At 44.7% G+C, this 17,467-nt stretch carries 15 protein-coding genes; 10 read left to right on the top strand and 5 right to left on the bottom strand.

The features are described from left to right. Positions 1 to 61 precede the first annotated feature (61 nt). A complete protein-coding gene (rsuA, locus tag L5L77_RS11115; RefSeq protein ID WP_263222717.1) occupies positions 62 to 814 on the bottom strand; it encodes a 16S rRNA pseudouridine(516) synthase RsuA in 753 nt (250 codons plus the stop codon). 78 nt (positions 815 to 892) lie between these two features. Here rsuA and L5L77_RS11110 point away from each other — a divergent pair, with 78 nt between their 5' ends. From L5L77_RS11110 to L5L77_RS11090, 5 genes are all read left to right on the top strand, one after another. Further along, positions 893 to 1,447, top strand: coding sequence for a sugar O-acetyltransferase (locus tag L5L77_RS11110; RefSeq protein WP_198571876.1), 555 nt, complete (start codon positions 893 to 895; stop codon positions 1,445 to 1,447). 261 nt (positions 1,448 to 1,708) lie between these two features. Then, positions 1,709 to 3,793, top strand: a complete 2,085-nt coding sequence (locus tag L5L77_RS11105; protein WP_263146526.1) for a M13 family metallopeptidase — start codon at positions 1,709 to 1,711, stop codon at positions 3,791 to 3,793. A gap of 205 nt (positions 3,794 to 3,998) precedes the next feature. After that, on the top strand, positions 3,999 to 4,784 hold the full coding sequence (locus tag L5L77_RS11100; protein WP_131523742.1) for a RelA/SpoT domain-containing protein: 786 nt from the start codon (positions 3,999 to 4,001) through the stop codon (positions 4,782 to 4,784). 172 nt (positions 4,785 to 4,956) lie between these two features. Continuing rightward, entirely contained in the window at positions 4,957 to 5,364 is a 408-nt protein-coding gene (locus L5L77_RS11095; RefSeq protein WP_113939053.1) for an SMI1/KNR4 family protein, read from the top strand. 30 nt (positions 5,365 to 5,394) lie between these two features. Continuing rightward, the gene (locus tag L5L77_RS11090) at positions 5,395 to 5,895 is read left to right on the top strand and encodes a DUF4447 family protein (protein ID WP_198571879.1); all 501 of its coding nucleotides are present in this window, start codon (positions 5,395 to 5,397) and stop codon (positions 5,893 to 5,895) included. A gap of 127 nt (positions 5,896 to 6,022) precedes the next feature. Here L5L77_RS11090 and L5L77_RS11085 read toward each other — a convergent pair whose 3' ends face one another. Further along, positions 6,023 to 8,608 carry a TonB-dependent receptor gene (locus L5L77_RS11085; protein ID WP_113939055.1) on the bottom strand — a complete coding sequence of 862 codons (2,586 nt, stop codon included), beginning with the start codon at positions 8,606 to 8,608 and terminating at the stop codon, positions 6,023 to 6,025. A gap of 242 nt (positions 8,609 to 8,850) precedes the next feature. Here L5L77_RS11085 and L5L77_RS11080 point away from each other — a divergent pair, with 242 nt between their 5' ends. From L5L77_RS11080 to L5L77_RS11065, 4 genes are all read left to right on the top strand, one after another. Beyond that, positions 8,851 to 9,390, top strand: a complete 540-nt coding sequence (locus L5L77_RS11080) for a PH domain-containing protein (RefSeq protein WP_263222715.1) — start codon at positions 8,851 to 8,853, stop codon at positions 9,388 to 9,390. A 151-nt stretch (positions 9,391 to 9,541) separates the two neighbouring features. Then, complete coding sequence (locus tag L5L77_RS11075) at positions 9,542 to 10,816, top strand: Nramp family divalent metal transporter (RefSeq protein ID WP_105250162.1); 1,275 nt, start codon at positions 9,542 to 9,544, stop codon at positions 10,814 to 10,816. Between the two features lie 141 nt (positions 10,817 to 10,957). Then, positions 10,958 to 11,422, top strand: a complete 465-nt coding sequence (locus tag L5L77_RS11070) for a DUF1456 family protein (protein WP_168824742.1) — start codon at positions 10,958 to 10,960, stop codon at positions 11,420 to 11,422. Between the two features lie 269 nt (positions 11,423 to 11,691). Further along, entirely contained in the window at positions 11,692 to 13,380 is a 1,689-nt protein-coding gene (locus tag L5L77_RS11065; protein ID WP_105250164.1) for an NAD-dependent malic enzyme, read from the top strand. A 132-nt stretch (positions 13,381 to 13,512) separates the two neighbouring features. Here L5L77_RS11065 and L5L77_RS11060 read toward each other — a convergent pair whose 3' ends face one another. Together L5L77_RS11060 and L5L77_RS11055 are read right to left on the bottom strand one after the other, a co-directional pair. Then, entirely contained in the window at positions 13,513 to 13,947 is a 435-nt protein-coding gene (locus tag L5L77_RS11060; RefSeq protein ID WP_105250165.1) for a DUF3069 domain-containing protein, read from the bottom strand. Positions 13,948 to 13,983: 36 nt separating this feature from the next. Next, on the bottom strand, positions 13,984 to 14,508 hold the full coding sequence (locus L5L77_RS11055) for a phosphatase PAP2 family protein (RefSeq protein WP_105250166.1): 525 nt from the start codon (positions 14,506 to 14,508) through the stop codon (positions 13,984 to 13,986). Positions 14,509 to 14,728: 220 nt separating this feature from the next. On the opposite strand from L5L77_RS11055, the gene L5L77_RS11050 reads away from it, so the two are divergent. After that, positions 14,729 to 16,585, top strand: coding sequence for a diguanylate cyclase (locus L5L77_RS11050; RefSeq protein WP_372832218.1), 1,857 nt, complete (start codon positions 14,729 to 14,731; stop codon positions 16,583 to 16,585). Here the strand turns inward: L5L77_RS11050 and L5L77_RS11045 are convergent. Continuing rightward, complete coding sequence (locus L5L77_RS11045) at positions 16,582 to 17,379, bottom strand: substrate-binding periplasmic protein (protein WP_263181947.1); 798 nt, start codon at positions 17,377 to 17,379, stop codon at positions 16,582 to 16,584. The two genes, L5L77_RS11050 and L5L77_RS11045, sit on opposite strands and share 4 nt — an antisense overlap. Positions 17,380 to 17,467: the final 88 nt, after the last annotated feature.

Raw genomic sequence — 17,467 nt, 5'->3', positions numbered from 1 at the left:
TTAGCACAAATAAAAATGCCGCCAAAGCAAAACTCGGGCGGCATTTTTTATATCAAACTCGTTAGACTGAAGCTATCTCTTCAGCCGTCAAATATCGCCATTCACCCAGCGCTAAGGTGGGGTCTAATTCAATTTGCCCTACACTTTCACGATGCAACCCTTGCACATGATTGCCCACAGCGGCAAACATACGCTTCACTTGATGATACTTACCTTCGGTGATGGTTAATCGCACTAATTGTGGATCAATAATCTCCAGTAACGCCGGCTTAGTTAGACCATCTTCACCGCGCAATTCAACGCCAGCGGCAAATACCGCAATCAAACGAGCATCCACAGGCTCAGCGAGTTGCACTAAATAGCGTTTGCCACATTCTTTCTTCGGTGAGGTGATCTTATGCGACCATTGACCATCACTGGTAATCAACACTAGCCCTGTAGTATCGGCATCTAAACGACCAGCAATGTGCAGAGTTTCTGGCTTAGGCACATCCACTAAGCTCAATACCGAAGGGTAGGTTTCATCTATCGTCGAGCAAATAGTGTCTACCGGTTTGTTAAGCATTAAATAATGCTCGCCCACTAAGACAATCGGCTCGCCTTCAAGGCAAACACACATACCTTCAGTCACTTTAAAACCCGAGTCTTTAACGACTAAGCCATCACAAGTAATATCACCGCGATGCAGGGCTTTTTTCGCTAATGAGCGAGTCAGTGAGGTACTCTCACAGATAAATTTGTCTAAACGCACGTTAATACTCAACTTCAATAAAGAAAACTGCCGTATTATGAAGCCGACCAGTTCAAAGGGCAAAGAATTGCTGCTCAACGCGACCTGTGTTTCTATATTAGCCCTTACGCATTGACAGTAATCACCATAGGGAAAGATGCTATGACTGAATTCCAAAAGATGATCACAGGCCAAGAATATGATTGTCTTGACAGCGAACTCTTAAGTTTAAGAACACAACAGCAGCGACTGAATCGACAATTAAATCAAACGATTGCTCAAAATAGCACTGAGTACACCCAACTCTGCCAACAACTTCTGCCCCTTAAATCGCCAGTCGCAACTATCTCCACGCCGATTTTTATCAGTTATGGCATCAATCTCACTCTTGCTGACAGAGTGTTCATCAATGTCAATGTCACCTTGCAGGATAATGCCCCCATTTTTATTGATGAACAGACTATGGTCGGCCCCAATGTACAGTTTTATACCTCAAGTCACCCACTTGATGCCGAGCTACGTTGCTCAGGTTTGGAAACCGCTAAAGCGATTCACATCGGTAAACGGGTATGGATTGGCGGCGGCGCAATCATAATGCCAGGAATCAATATTGGTGATGATGCCGTCATCGGTGCTGGCGCCGTAGTGACTAAAAATGTCGCAGCCAAAACAGTGGTTGCAGGTAACCCTGCAAAACTAATTAGGCAACTGAATTAACCCTATTTTAAAATGATAAATCGAAGTGCTCACTTACCTGAAAAGGCCTGCATACGGTAACTTTGCAGCTACTGACTTAAATATGCTAACTGGTAACCTTTAGTTACATATCACTCAAGATAAATCCACGATAAACAGTGTAATGACCTTGTTTCGATTCCTAGTAAGGCATTAACATAGTTCATTGCGCCTGAAGCAATCCCATTTTGCCAAAATAACAGCCCCAATAATGGGCACAATAATAAACTCGAAGGAAACAACATGAGAAAAGTACTCATTGGGGGACTGTGTGCCTCACTTATCGCAGGCCTGACTGCCTGTAATGACAAGGCTGCCGAAGTTAAAGCCCCTGAAACTGCTAAAACAGCCACCGCAGCGGCAGTGACTCAAGCACTAGGTTCTGGAATTGAATTTGCTAATTTTGATAAAGCGATTCGTCCACAAGACGATTTCTATAAATACGTTAACGGCACTTGGCTAAAAAACACTGAGATCCCAGCCGATCGCACTAGCATTGGCGCTTTCTACGATTTACGTGAAAAATCACGTGACGACGTAAAAGCCATTATCGAAGAAGTGGCTGCAACACCCAACCTCGCCGTTGGTACAGATGAGCAAAAAGTGGCCGATTTATATCGTTCATTTATGGATACTGAGACACTCAATAAACTGGGAGTCACACCAATCCAAGGCGAATTTGATGCTATTAATGCCTTAAAAGATAAGAATGAATTAGTGAAGTACTTCGCCCACAGCCAAATCGCTGGCGCGGGTACCCCAATAGCATTTTATATCGATATCGATGCGAAAAACTCTAGCCGTTACGCAACGCATCTCTATCAATATGGCCTAAGCCTGCCAGAGAAAGACTACTACTTTAACGAATCAGAACGCTTCGTTAATATCCGTAAGGCATATGTCGCCCATATCGAAAAAATGTTTACCCTTGCGGGTCTTGCTAACCCTAAAGCCAGTGCTGAAGCTATTTTAGCCTTAGAAACGGCCATTGCTGCCAAGCACTGGGATGTGGTTGAAAACCGCGACAGCACTAAGACCTACAATCTATATCAAGTCAAAGATCTACCAACACTGGCACCGGATATCGATTGGGCTGGCTACTTAGCCACTCTTGGCGCTGACAAGCAAACCGATATCATCGTTAACCAACCTAGCTATATCCAAGGGTTAAACGAAGTTTTAAAAACAACTGAGTTAGCCACTTGGAAAACCTATATGCAATGGCAAGTGCTGACGCACGCGGCGAGCAATCTGAGTGAAGCGTTAGACAATGAAAACTTCGCTTTCTTCTCTAAAACCTTGAATGGCCAAGAAGAACAAGAACCTCGTTGGAAGCGTGGCGTTGCAGCCGTCAATGGCGTTCTTGGTGAAGTTGTGGGTAAAGTGTATGTCAAACGTCACTTCACTCCAGAAGCCAAAGACCGTATGCAAGCACTGGTTGAAAACCTGCGTGGTGCTTACGGCGACAGCATCAAAGAATTAACTTGGATGAGCGACAGCACTAAAGTGGCTGCTGCGGATAAATTAGCAAAATTCAACCCGAAAATCGGTTACCCGAACAAATGGGAAGATTACAGTAAGCTGACCATCAAGGCAGACGACTTAGTCGGTAACGCTATGCGTGCCAGCGAAGTTGAACATGCTAAATCACTAGCCAAACTGGGCGCGCCAATCGATAAAGACGAATGGCACATGACGCCACAAACGGTTAACGCTTACTACAACCCAACCATGAATGAAATCGTGTTCCCTGCAGCTATTCTGCAACCACCATTCTTCAATTTGGCAGCTGACGATGCAGTCAACTACGGTGGTATTGGTGCGGTAATCGGCCACGAAATGGGCCATGGTTTTGACGACCAAGGCGCTAAATTCGATGGCGAAGGCAACATGCGTGATTGGTGGACAGAGCAAGACTTGAAAGAGTTCTCTGCTCGCGGCAAAGCGCTAATCGCACAGTACGATGGTTACGCAGTGTTTGATGATCTGCATGTCAACGGCAGCTTAACCTTAGGCGAAAACATTGGTGACTTGTCAGGTGTGACTATCGCTTATCGTGCTTATAAGAAATCGCTTAACGGTAAAGATGCACCCGTTATCGATGGCTTAACGGGCGATCAACGTTTCTTCATCGGCTTCACGCAAATTTGGCGCGCAAAAGCCAAAGAAGAAGCCATGCGTAACCGCGTAGCGACCGATCCACACTCACCTGCGGAATTCCGCGCACTGGGTGCACTTTCTAACATGCCTGAGTTCTACACTACGTATGATGTAAAACCTGGCGATGCCATGTATATCGCACCAGAGAAACGCGTAAAAATTTGGTAAGCCAAATTTAAATCACTGTTCAGCGGCATAAGCTGGCCAACAATGGCGCTCACTGTTACAGGTGGCGCCATTTTTATTTCCTTAAACTACTGAGCCCCATGCGCAAGATGAACAAGTCTTCATGGTTGGTTCAGCTTTAATTAAGCAATAGAAGCCTATGGTGGATGCGTGACCTGAATAACTCACCCATAAGGAAGTAGGCCGCATGACTAAGTTATTTCGTACTTTTTTTATTTTTCTACTCTTATTATCGAGCCGCGCTGGTGTAGCAAATCCTCTCGACATCAGTGACAGTAAAGCAGAACGTGGTAATTACAGTGCAAGACAGGCATCAAGCCATGACCTACAAGGTCTATATGCACTCAGCAGTCAGACCTTCGATGCGCCTCATCAATCCTCGAATGACTTATCCGTGCTCCATCACCAAGCCTATGATGCACAAGCTGAGCTCGCCCAATTACTCACCAAAATTGCCCATTATTCACAGGCACAAGTGATTGTTCCGCCAGTAAAGAGTTACCAAAGAGCAGCCGATAAAGTGGCCACAAAATTTAACGGTGATGCCAGCCAAATTACCGACCTTGCAAGGGCAAGTATTGTGACCGACAGCATTCAAGATCTGATGCAGGCCTACCAAACTTTGAATGAGCACACCCAAGTTGTGAAACAAAAAAACCGCTTTGCCGAACCTAAAGCCTCCGGCTATCGCGATCTCAATCTACTGGTACGCTTACCCCAATCAGGCATGATTGCTGAAGTGCAATTACACCTACAGGATATCGCCGATATTAAAAATGGTCCTGAACACAAGGTATATGAAAAAGTACAGAGGATTGAGGCCAATGCTCGTAAACAACAACGTTCACTAAGTGAGTTTGAACTCGCGCAGATTGCCCAATTACGCCAAGAATCACATAAGTTGTACCATAAGGCATGGCTTAACTATAAACGGGTTGATGAAGCCAGTTTATTAAGAGCCTCAGTCGCTTAACTAAAAAGCTTCCACTCTTGCGCTGGTTATCTGTAAAGGTACCAGCGCCTTTTTTATATTTTACAGCGCCTGAAAAACCATATTAAAAATAAGCTGAAAAAAGCACTCTCTCGCATCAAAGTGCCATTTGAGTATATAATCCCGCGCCATAGCCCTATCAGCAGGAAATGCCATGCACGACATTATTGAGCAACTCCAAGAACGCAGCGAAACTGTTCCTGTACCACTCGAATTACCCACATTTGAGCAGCTCGTCGAAGTCGAAGAGCAAATCCTGATTTCATTGCCAAGGGAGCTAAAAGAATACCTGCTGTATGCCAGTGATGTGATTTACGGCACGATAGAGCCAGTAACAGCATCAGATCCCTACTCGCACACCTACCTACCCGAAGTGACTTGCTATGCATGGTCCATCGGTATGCCAAGGGACATGATTGCCATTTGTCAGCAAGGTGATGCTTTTTACTGTATCGACCAAGATGGTCAAGTACATTTCTGGAAAAACGGCGACTTTACCGATATCTATTGGGAGTCGTTTTGGGAATGGGTTGAAGAAATCTGGTTAAAGATCAAATACTAATTTTACTTTTATTGCATTGAGAACACGATTATGTCTAAGAACATTGGCTTGAATGCCATCGAAATGAGCTACTTACGCCAGTCACTCAGCTTAAGCGCGGCTCAAGTTGGTGCTCTGACTAACCATAGCGAAGCCGATGTACTCGCCTGGGAAAGCGGTGAACAACTGGCACCTGAGCTGGCGCAAAAGAAACTGCTTGATATTGATGACATCATTGAGATGCAAGTGCTCAACACCTGCGATGGTATCGAAGAACTATTTAAGAAAGAACCTAAACGTCACTTAGCCTTCGTGGTCTACCCCACTCAAGCGGTTTACACACAATACAACCCCGAATTCTTAAGTTCATTGCCTTTTACTGAGCTGTACAACACGGCCGCTTGGCGCATTAAGAAAGAGTGCAAACTGGTCCTAGAAGTCGACGTCAGCCTAGTGGCTCTCGACGTGGAGGCCTACAAAGCCTTCCGTGAACCAACCAAAATGAGTGAAAGCCGCGAAAGTCGCGCAAAGTGGGCAGCGACTCAGTTATAAACTCAACCGTCACAAGTTTAACCCTATAAAAATAAAGGCCAATATCATTATTGGCCTTTTTTATTAGAGATCACGCCACCCATCATAAATGACGCGCCATTCCGAATGAAATGACACTAAGCGGTAGTTAGAAGTTCATCGTGAATTTAGTGTAAATGTAGCGGCCCATAGGATTATGTACGGAAATAACATAGCCGTAGAGATCCGTATCACCGTCACCGATAGCAAATGGTGGCTCTTCATCAAATACGTTGTTCACGCCTAGTGTCAGCTTGAACATTTCATTGAAGCGATAAGTACCAGACATGTCGACCAATAATTGAGAGTCGATCATACGAGACTTATTACTTTCAAAATCAAGTACACCATCGAAATTGATATCTGGAGTATCTTCAAATTCACCGATGTAACTCAAATTAATATTGGCGGCAAAATTATCCATAGTCCAGTTAGTGGTGAGTAACCAGCGATGTTGAGGAAACTTATACTCACCCGTGTAATCCAGACCATCTTTCTCAAAATTATGTAAGTAGCTGTACTCTAAGCCAAACTTCAAATCCCCATAGCTATCTAACTCAAAACCATAATGACTAGAGACATCCATCCCTTGTACATCTTGAGAGCTTAAGTTGATAAAGCTTGAATGGATAATACTGATCGGACCTAAAGTTTGACCTAGCTGTGGCGCTAAGCGCTCGCACACTGTGCTATTTTGATCGTTACAATTTGCAGTATAGATATCGCCTAATGGCTGTTTATCAATTTTGTTGTCTTGCGTGATGCTAAAGATATCAAAACCCACATCAAACGTCTGACTCGGCGCCCAGATCATACCGACGTTCCAAGTTTCGGATTCTTCAGCATCCAGCTCAGAGTTACCTTCAAATTCAGTGTTGTAATCTAAGGCTTCACAATCAACATTATCGGCAGCGCAACGGTAAGTATCGACAAAGAAACTACTTTCGCGAGATGGACCAAGACCTATCTGCGCTAACGAGGGTGCACGGAAGCCCGTAGACCAAGACGCGCGCGCTGTTAACTCGTCGGTCACTCCCCATTGAAAGGCGACTTTAGGGTTAGTCGTTGAACCAAAATCGCTGTAATGATCATATCGACCAGCGAGTTGCAACTCGAAGTTATCCGTGACTGGAATAGATAATTCCATATAAGCGGCATATTGCTCACGGGATGCCGCCGCAGAGACAGCTTCAGTACCAAAAATCAATCCACGTTGGAATTGCTCATCGGGCACATCACTGACATCTTCTTCGCGATATTCAGCTCCCGCTGCCATCATGATGTCACGACCGGCCAAGGTAAATGCTTGACCAGATATGTTAGCCGCATAAGATGTCATGTTTGACAAACCTTGGCGTACTAAACTGGTGGTAATAGCGTCAATGACCTCTTGTGAGTTCATCGTGCCGCCGAAAGGATTGTAACGACCCGCATCAATTTCACGTTGCAAATAATCTGTTCTTACCCAGCCTTGGCTGCGATCACCCGTTTGAGTCGACTCACTGCGACCTTTTTGAACAGAAGCTTCCCAATCCCACTCTTTTACTACACCGCGTAAACCAGCAACTAAACGTAAACTATCGGATTCAATATCCCAACGTCGTGCGCCCGCATCAACCGTACGGAAGCGACCAATTTCAATATCTTTCCCCCAAGGATTATTCGGGTGAGATCCAGGTACAGTTAAACCAGCATCCTCGTCAAGTGGTGTCGGTGCTCCCCCTGCGATTGAGGTATTGTGCTGCGCCGCTAACTCTAAAAATGCTGTTAAATCATCATTAAAATGATAGTCAAATTGGCCAATAGCCCCTACGCGCTCCGCAGCCGGCGCAACAAAATTGTATGAGCCGTACTCAAATAAACAACTTCCACTCGCGGTTGCACTATCAGCAGGACAAGCAGGGTCGATAGTTTTAACACCATCAACATAGAAATACCCAGGAAAGCCACGGGAAGAACGAAAATCTTCACCACCATAAGGTGATTGATTTGAAACACCAAAACGTCCTAAATCAGTCGCAGCTAAAGTATCATTTTTGAAATAGTCGAGGATAACCGATGCGCTACCCTTATCGGACTTCATCCCCCACACCATATTCGCTGTAGTTTCATCGTAGCCAGTGCCTGAAGCATCACCGTAGCCAAGATTGACCTCAATGCCTTCAATATCTTTTTTCAGAACAATGTTAACCACACCCGCGATCGCATCAGAACCATAAATAGCCGATGCACCGTCCTTCAGTATGTCGATACGTTCAATAGCTGATACCGGAATATTATTGATATCAACAAAGGAATTAGTGATACCTTCGGCAAAAGCACTCGCCGCAACACGACGACCGTTAATTAACACTAAGGTCGCGTCTGGGCCTAAACCACGTAGACTGATAGATGCGCCGCCGTTGGCGGTTGAATCTTGGCTGTTTCCTCGGGTAGAAAACGCGCCAGCACCATTGGCAGGCATGCGTTCAAGTAATTGCTGCAGGTTATCAAATCCCATATTGGCAATATCGTCTTTACTGATCGATTGAATAGGGGAAGGGCCTTCAATATCGGTACGTTTAATACGGGAACCCGTTACTTCAATACGTTCAACTTTTTCTGCACCTTTATCGGCAGCATGGGCCACTGTTGGCGCATATGCCATAGCAATTGCGATTGCACAAGCACTGGGTAGAATCTGAGGTCTGTTCATACATTTCCCTTGTTTTATTTATCTCATTAAAATTATTTTAACAACAATAAAACCCTAAATTAACAACATATAAGGTAATGAGTTACAAACCAAAGTCAATGGCAGAGAAATAAAAGTTAAACTTTTGTTACATTTGAGGCGGTGTATTTTCCTCATACGAGAATCAAAGAACGTCTAGGCACTAAAAATTCAACCTACAAGACAAGTCGCAGTATTTGAATATCAGAATTAAAGGAAGAAATATGGAAGACAAGATTATTTATCAAGCAGAGTTTGAACCCCATTTAGGTTGGTATTGGTTGATTTCAGGGGCCGCCTATTTCAGCCTGAGCATAATAGGTATTCCCTTGTTATTACTTTGGTTTCCAATCGGGCTATGGGGGACTCGCCGCTATATTAACAACATGAGTGCCGAGCTCACCAGCAATAAACTTATTGTCAGGAGGGGCATATTAACTCGTACTGAAAACACAGTGCCTTTGGAAAAAATTACCGATATGGCATTGATCCAAGGCCCAATTATGCGCCTATTTGGTCTGCATAAACTCACGGTAGAAACCGCAGGGCAATCGGGCGCAGGCGCATTGATAAGCTTAGTCGGCATAATCGATGCGCCTCGATTTAGAGCCCGCGTATTAGAACAAAAAGAACGGCTTACCCAACCCTTGCACCCAATAAGCCCATCGGCACAGCCAGATAATACGCTGTTACAAATCGTAGTCGAAATGGCTGCAAGCTTAAAACGCATTGAAACTTTACTCAGCCAAAAATTAAACAGATAAATTGAATAAAACGACTTTTAGTTCAATCACTTTACCTTTAATGTTGAGCCACTCACTTAGCGTTAGCGCGGCTTTAACATGAGCGCAGCCTTAGCATGAGGGCTTATTCGATTCCCCAGATTAATTTTCAACAGGCATTTTTAATAACGACATGACAGAATCTTCAGTAACTTCTCCTTCATCCTCTTGGATGACACACCTAACTCTCGGCATTAAAGCCATGGGCCCAGGTGTTCTTATGGCCGCAGCGGCGATTGGCGCATCCCATTTAGTCGCCTCGACTCGGGCGGGCGCCGAATTTGGTTGGCAACTGGCTTGGGTTATTCTTGGGGTGAATTTACTTAAGTATCCCTTCTTTGCAGCTGGCGCACGCTACACAGCTGCCACAGGGGAGAGTCTACTGCACGGCTACCAAAAACAGGGCCGAGGTTACTTACTGCTGTTTACTGGGCTCAATGTGATCGCCGCCATTGCCAGTACAGCAGGGGTATGCATGTTAACCGCCGCTATGTTGACCCAATTTATTCCGCTGCCCATCGATTGGTTAGCCCTGCTGGTATTGCTGAGTTCTTTGGCTTTACTGATTTTAGGCCATTATCAACTCCTTGATAGACTCACTAAGATCATCATGTTCGCCCTAACCTTAACCACCTTAATTGCCGTGGCCTTAGCTTGGGATCACGCTCAACCATTAGCGAGCAATTTTGTATCTCCTTCACCTTGGCAATGGGCCCATGTGGGATTTTTGGTCGCCATGATGGGTTGGATGCCAGCACCGATTGAAGTCAGCGCTTGGAATTCTCTCTGGTTGCTCGAAAAACAAAAAAGCCAGACGGTCACGAAAGCGCAGGCACTGCTCGACTTTAACTTAGGCTACATCATCACTGCGATCCTCGCGATCGTGTTTTTGTCCTTGGGCGCTTTAGTGATGCACGGCAGTGGCGAACACTTTTCAGATTCCGGCGCACAGTTTGCTAATCAATTGATTAATCTTTACAGCCAAGTGATGGGCGGCGAGAGTCGTTATCTTATTGGTATTGTGGCATTTCTGTGTATTTTCAGCACAACAGTAACAGTGATCGATGGCTATAGCCGTACCTTAGATATGGGCTGGCAGTTACTCACCTCAAAGACCAGTTCAGACAAACGCCTCACTGGGATTATGCTCGCCATCAGTGCCTTTGGCTTATTGCTGATCCTCTTCTTTAAAGGTGCACTCTTACCGTTACTCGAGTTTGTGATGATCTTGGCCTTTATGACCACAGTCATTTTTGCTTGGTTAAATTACCGCTTAATGACCAGCAAACAGCTCCCCGAGGCCGATAGATACGGCACTAAGATGAAACTCCTCTCTTGGTTTGGCCTGATTTATCTACTGATTTTCGCGGCACTGTTTATCTATTGGTACAACATCATTAAAGGTTAATTGCCCAGAATGTTTATGCCGGAGCAATAAATGGCCTTAACTAACTACCATTAAATTCCCGCTGAATTCTGCAATTAAGGTGGTTTGGGTATATAATGCGGGCTCTTAAACCAGATAGCGCAGCCGCGCCAAGAGATGACCATGATTAATAATGATATTTTGCGCCGTTTGCGCTTCGTGTTTGATTTTAGCAATGCAAAAATGATTAAAATTTTTGCTAAAGCTGGAAGAGAAGTGCCTGTCGAAGAGATGATTGATCTTCTACGTAAAGAAGAGGAAGAAGGTTATAAAGCTTGTAACGACACGACCTTATGTCAGTTTTTAGATGGTCTTATCATAGAGAAGCGCGGTTTACGTGAAGGTGCAGAAATTCCAGCGCCCGTTTCACGTTTAAACAACAACCTCATCTTTAAAAAGCTGAGAGTTGCCCTCGAAATGCGTGAAGAAGACATAGTAGCAGCTTTGGCTTTAGCCGAAGTGCAAATGTCAAAATCAGAGCTAAGCGCCCTGTTCCGCAATCCAGACCACAAGAATTTTAAAGAGTGTGGCGATCAAATACTGCGTAACTTTATCCGCGGCTTATCACTTAAGTATCGCGGCGTATAACGCTAAACTTATGACATAAAACGCAGCTTAGGCTGCGTTTTTTTATATCCGTTTTTATCTACACCTGAGCTTGTTTGGATATAAACAAGACCTTAACAATTCCATCTCAACAACCTCAGAAATCCTGTTTAAAACAGCTGACTTTTTTACTGCTGCAAAAAAAACCACAAATACCTCGTTCCACGGACAACAAAGATCACATTTCATGATAACCTTACGTGACTTACAGCACGTATTGACCACTTAAACAATAACTCAAAAGGTTACCCATGGACGATAATAAACGCCCCCTCTATCTTCCGTTTGCAGGACCTGCCATTCTTGAAGCCCCACTGATTAACAAGGGCAGTGCATTTTCTGAAGAAGAGCGTATTTTCTTTAACCTCGAAGGCTTAGTCCCCTATGCCATTGAAACGATTGAGGAGCAGGCTTCTCGCGCCTACGATCAATTTAGAAGTTTCAATAACGACTTAGACAAGCATATTTACCTACGTAATATCCAAGACACAAACGAGACCTTATTTTATCGTTTAGTGCAAAATAACATCAGCGAGATGATGCCCATCATCTATACGCCGACGGTAGGTTTAGCTTGTGAACGTTTCTCGAAAAACTATCGCCGCAACCGTGGTTTGTTTATCTCCTATCCAAACAAAGATAGGATCGATGACATCCTCAATAACTCGACTCGTCAAAAAGTTAAAATTATCGTAGTCACTGATGGTGAACGTATTTTAGGCCTTGGCGATCAAGGTATTGGCGGCATGGGGATCCCTATCGGTAAGCTGTCACTCTACACTAGCTGTGGCGGTATCAGTCCGGCTTATACCCTGCCTATTACCTTAGATGTAGGCACAGATAATCCGCAGTTGTTAGAAGATCCTATGTATATGGGTTGGCGCCATCCACGCATCGGTGGCGAAGAATATGCCGAGTTTATCGAAGCCTTTATGCAAGCTGTACATGTGCGTTGGCCAGACACTTTAATTCAGTTCGAAGACTTTGCCCAAAAGAATGCCATGCCGATCCTAGAGCGTTATAAGGATCGCTATTGCTGCTTTAACGATGATATTCAAGGTACTGCTGCGGTTGCCGTTGGTTGCTTGCTCGCCGCGTGTAAGGCTGCGGGCACTGAATTGAATCAACAACGTATCGCCTTCCTCGGTGCTGGTAGTGCCGGTTGCGGTATTGCCGAAGCTATCGTGGCACAAATGGTGTCTGAAGGGATCAGCGACGAGCAAGCTCGTACCCAAGTGTGTATGGTTGACCGTTGGGGCTTATTGCTAGACAACATGCCTAACTTGTTGCCATTCCAGCAAAAATTGGCGCAGAAATGCACCAACATCCAAAATTGGAGCAATTTCAGCGACAATATTTCACTGCTCGATGTGGTTAACAACGCCAAGCCGACAGTGTTGATTGGGGTATCTGGCGTTCCGGGTCTCTTCACCGAAGAAATCATCCGTGCTATGCACAGCCATTGTGCTCGCCCGATTATTTTCCCTATGTCGAACCCCACCAGCCGCGTAGAAGCGACACCGAAGGACATTTTGCATTGGACCTCAGGTCAAGCACTCGTCGCTACGGGCAGCCCATTCGAGCCTGTGGTTGTCGATGGTGAAACCTATGAAATAGCCCAGTGCAACAACAGCTTTATCTTCCCAGGTATTGGCTTAGGCGTATTAGCTTCAGGCGCACGTCATGTATCCGATGCCATGTTGATGGCTTCAAGTCGCGCACTTGCCGAATGTTCGCCACTGGCAATCGATGGTACAGGTCCACTACTGCCTAAACTCGAAGATATCCATGCTGTGAGTAAGCATATTGCTTTCGCCGTAGGTAAAGTCGCAGTTGAACAAGGGTTAACGCTGCCAATGAGCGATGAGATCTTACAGCAGTCGATTGAAGGCAATTTCTGGAGTCCAGAATATCGCCGCTACAAACGCACTTCGTTCTAAGCATAGCGTTGCCGCGACTCAAGTTGCAGTAGAGCAGCTTAGTTGAGCGTTTGTGCTAGCCAGCAAAAAGCCCGTTACTTTGCAGTAACGGGCTTTTTCATTTCAGGCACAGTTTTTCATTTCAATAGAACACTAAGGTGCCATCACCTGTTTAAAGCTATTGAGCAAAGCGCGATCGGTACGCGCTTTCTTCAACTTACGTAGGCTTTCTTTGAGCGATTCATCGGCTAAGCGCGTAAAAATACCGTTATATTCTTGCTCTTGGATTGCACTATCAGTATCGGCTTGCTCAGAAATTTCTTGGGCGACACGACTCAATTGCAACCAAGCATTAGCAATATAGAAACCGTGGAATGCGGCTTGTTCCATTAGATTACGTGCACTGGCAGGTAAAGATGCCCAAGCTTGGCTAAATTTACCTTCCCTGTCTTCCAACAGTTCGGCACACAAACCTTGGTACGCTGCTAATAAGTCACCCGGTAATTTAGCCATTGGTAACACTTTATTCGCAACATTGTAAGAAATCTGCTCGGCAGTTTCACGGTAAACAGCTGATAATTCGCTCATAAAAAATCTCGATTAACATTCATTCAAAAAATAGACTTAAAACTGACCACTCACATATAAACCATAAACGCCGTTACCCGCTATCGGCGTGACAGTAATACCTTCATAGGGCTGAGTAAAATACCAACCCGCTAGCGCGCCAATCGCCGCGCCAGCTAACACATCCTCGAGGTAATGTTGGTCGCTCGCCACTCGGGTGTAGCCCACATAAGATGCGGCAACATAGGCAGGTAAACCATATTGCCAACCATAGCGCTGCTGAATAAACGTCGCCGCCATAAAGCTGTCTGAGGTATGACCCGATGGAAACGAATCATCGCCACTATCGTCTGGCCTGTCTTTACTCACACTATACTTAAGACCTTCAACAATTAACCGACTCGACACCGCTGCCTGAATTAACTGCCAACTACCATCATAACCCTCTTCATAAAACAAGGTCGCACCCATCGCAGTAGCGGGTAATAATAAATGCAATACATCGCCAGAGGTTTCTAAATCTGAGCCTGCCCAACTAGTGCCACTCATCATGAATAATGCAGCACAGAGTAATTTCTTCAAGGGTGATTCCTTTGTGGGATAATAACCAAGGCGGAGTTTATACCTTGATCATTAACCGAATGCAAAATTGCTATACATCTATATTAAAAATGAACAAACAAGTTATGCTAAGCTAATAATTAGCTATTGATTTTAATTCGAACAGGAATCTTTTTTGCTACATCAACTTAGGTATTTATCATTCTCCTTATTGCTGCTTCTACTGCCGCTCAGCAACGCTATGGCAGAAGAAAAGACTCAGGTTGATAAAATATTTGCAAGATTTGAAAGCGGCGTCCCTATGACCCGTGAAGAAATCGAAAGCAATCTAGCGTTATTAAGCAAACTAATTTCGACTGACGATGTCACCCGTCATGAAAAGCTACAACTGCTCAAATGCTGGGATCAGAATACAGAAAACGACACAGCTATTGCACTGGCACTTAAAAATACTAACCAAGCACTGAGCAATATTCCGCCAACCGCCTCCCCCCATTTCATTACCGACCTCACGCTCTGCCACTCTTGGTTTCTGCAATTAAGTGGTGATATGGATGGCGCGATGGAAGGCTATAATCTCAGTGTTAAACGTGCCTATGAGCATGAAGACCTTAAGCTAATAGCCGACTCGCGCAGCATTCGCGGCGCACTTTACTCTTATATTGGCGATTTTTCTGCGGCATTAGACGATCTCGTCACAGCGCAAGATCTCTATGAATCACTCAATTTAAGCGGTTGGGCTAACATTAACCTTGCCGATGTTGCTACCAGTTTTAGACGTTATGGCGATCCCCAAAGTGCAATCCGCTATTACACCAAACTCAAAGCTCTCTATCTAAAAAACAATAACCAAGAACAGGCAATGTATGTCAACTCGGACATTGGCCTTGCCTTAGATGAACTCGGTGAACATCAACAGGCCGTAGATAATTTCTTAGTAAGTTATCAATACTTCAAGGAACATCAGCAGGAAAAAGTGGCAGCAACTATGGCAACGAATATTGCCTACAGCTTAATCAAACTCAATCGTCTAAACGAAGCCGAAAAGTATTTAATCGAAGCCGATACTGTTATTAATGAAAAAGATCTGACCGATTACAGCTTCATGAAGCTTTTTATGGCCGATATAAAGTTTCAACAAGCTCGCTATAAAGAGGCGCTTACCGAACTTGAGCAAGGGGAAAAAGCCTTTCGCACTCTGCAGAATAATCGGGGACTCACTCAACTGCTGCAGCTTAAAAGTAACATATATGTGGCTATGAATGATTTATCTGCCGCCTACGGAGCGCTGCAAGAATTTGTTACCCTAACAAAAAAAGTCGATGGCAATTCTCTCTCCCATCATACGACAGAATTAAAGGTCAAGTTTGATACCAGTCGGATTGAATCTGAAAATCAACGCTTGATTGAAAACCAAAACCTTAAAGAACAAGAGCTCGCGCTACTCGAAAAGAACAAATCACTGCAACACATTATCCTATTACTAGCGGGCTTTATCCTGACGATAGTGTCTATATTCGCTTATAAACAAGTACATAGAAATCGCCAACTGCAAGTTATTGCCCTCACAGATTACCTTACCAAACTCCCTAATCGTCGGCATATTTATGCCCAAGCCGCGAAATATTTTCAGCAAGCCTTAAAACATCAAAGCCCTTTTTCAGTGATTATTTTTGATGCGGATCACTTCAAAAAAATCAACGATAACTTCGGCCATGAATTAGGCGATCGCGCCCTTATGACCATTGCAAATGCAGGCCGAGCCTTATCGGGTAATAAAGATCTCGTTGGCCGCATCGGTGGTGAAGAGTTTTTAATCCTATTGCCTAACACTGATGCCACAGGTGCGTTAGCGCTGGCGCATCAATTGCAGAACCATATTAGCCGCCTTAGCGCACAGAATTTACCAGCAGAACTCAAATTAACCGTTAGTGCTGGTGTCGCCACTTTAGAACCACAAAATAATACGGAAGATGCATATCAAGATAAAGATTTTGCCACCCTGCTAAAGCGGGCCGACAATGCTCTTTATGAGGCTAAAAATGCGGGCAGAAATTGTTTGAAATCAGCCAAGAATGAGGCTTTAAGAGAGAATTAAACGGCCTTATGCCAAAACACTTGATGTTGTAATGGCGGTGGCAAAGTGCCAAACCATGTCTGATACAGACGACTAAATTCACCTGAGTCTTTCATTTTCTCAAGCTCTGTTTGCCAACTGATAACGGTTTCCGCCGACGTCCCTTTAGAAAAAGCTAAATAGAGATTAATCTCCGATACCACAAACACTTGGCGGATATCTGTCTCACTCGCGCCAACCTCTTCGAGTATCTGCTTTACCGCAAGATCCGCTTGGCACCAAAAACGAATTCGAGAAAACAGCAACTGTTTCGCCGATTGCTGCGGAAAACTCGCCACCAGCAAATTATCCACGCCCGCTTGTTGTAGCAACTGCGCACCCGCCGATTCCCGATAAACCCCCACAATATCTGTCGATTGAAGTTCAGCAAGTTGATCGAGAGCGATGGGATCTGCCGCCCTTGCGTACAATGCAATTTTGCTGGTCGCAATAGGACCGATAAAATCGAACTGCTCAGCTCGCTCATCATTAATTGACGTAGCAAAAAGTAAAACGTTCGCAGAGGTATTGGCAATTGAATACGCCCGAGCCCAAGGTAACACATCGATTTTTTCACTCTGACCCAGTCTTGATTGCAAGGTATTGACTAAGTCCACCGCAAAACCTTGCGGCACACCATTTTGCTCGTAACTCATGGGAGGCCAAGCTTCGGTCACCAATTTCAACTTGTCAGGCGCCGCAAAAACAAGATTAGGCATCAGGCCTAATAAGCTCATCGCAAGAAAACACGCCCTAAGGGGAAACGCACTCAGCATACGAATACCAAACGATAAACATTAGACCTAATCATAGACTCAATCCCAACTGCAAATAAACAAATACCCCAAAGAAAATATCGCCTCA

The organism is Shewanella sp. SM29 (assembly GCF_025654245.1).
GTDB classification, from domain to species: domain Bacteria; phylum Pseudomonadota; class Gammaproteobacteria; order Enterobacterales; family Shewanellaceae; genus Shewanella; species Shewanella oncorhynchi.
This window is presented reverse-complemented; position numbering and strand designations above follow the sequence as displayed.

Coding starts and splice junctions, on each gene's coding strand:
- L5L77_RS11065 (WP_105250164.1), top strand. CDS start 11,692: ATGGACGATAATAAACGCCCCCTCTATCTTCCGTTTGCAGGACCTGCC.
- L5L77_RS11110 (WP_198571876.1), top strand. CDS start 893: ATGACTGAATTCCAAAAGATGATCACAGGCCAAGAATATGATTGTCTT.
- L5L77_RS11095 (WP_113939053.1), top strand. CDS start 4,957: ATGCACGACATTATTGAGCAACTCCAAGAACGCAGCGAAACTGTTCCT.
- L5L77_RS11090 (WP_198571879.1), top strand. CDS start 5,395: ATGTCTAAGAACATTGGCTTGAATGCCATCGAAATGAGCTACTTACGC.
- L5L77_RS11050 (WP_372832218.1), top strand. CDS start 14,729: ATGGCAGAAGAAAAGACTCAGGTTGATAAAATATTTGCAAGATTTGAA.
- L5L77_RS11100 (WP_131523742.1), top strand. CDS start 3,999: ATGACTAAGTTATTTCGTACTTTTTTTATTTTTCTACTCTTATTATCG.
- L5L77_RS11045 (WP_263181947.1), bottom strand. CDS start 17,379: ATGCTGAGTGCGTTTCCCCTTAGGGCGTGTTTTCTTGCGATGAGCTTA.
- L5L77_RS11085 (WP_113939055.1), bottom strand. CDS start 8,608: ATGAACAGACCTCAGATTCTACCCAGTGCTTGTGCAATCGCAATTGCT.
- L5L77_RS11105 (WP_263146526.1), top strand. CDS start 1,709: ATGAGAAAAGTACTCATTGGGGGACTGTGTGCCTCACTTATCGCAGGC.
- L5L77_RS11070 (WP_168824742.1), top strand. CDS start 10,958: ATGATTAATAATGATATTTTGCGCCGTTTGCGCTTCGTGTTTGATTTT.
- L5L77_RS11060 (WP_105250165.1), bottom strand. CDS start 13,947: ATGAGCGAATTATCAGCTGTTTACCGTGAAACTGCCGAGCAGATTTCT.
- L5L77_RS11080 (WP_263222715.1), top strand. CDS start 8,851: ATGGAAGACAAGATTATTTATCAAGCAGAGTTTGAACCCCATTTAGGT.
- L5L77_RS11075 (WP_105250162.1), top strand. CDS start 9,542: ATGACAGAATCTTCAGTAACTTCTCCTTCATCCTCTTGGATGACACAC.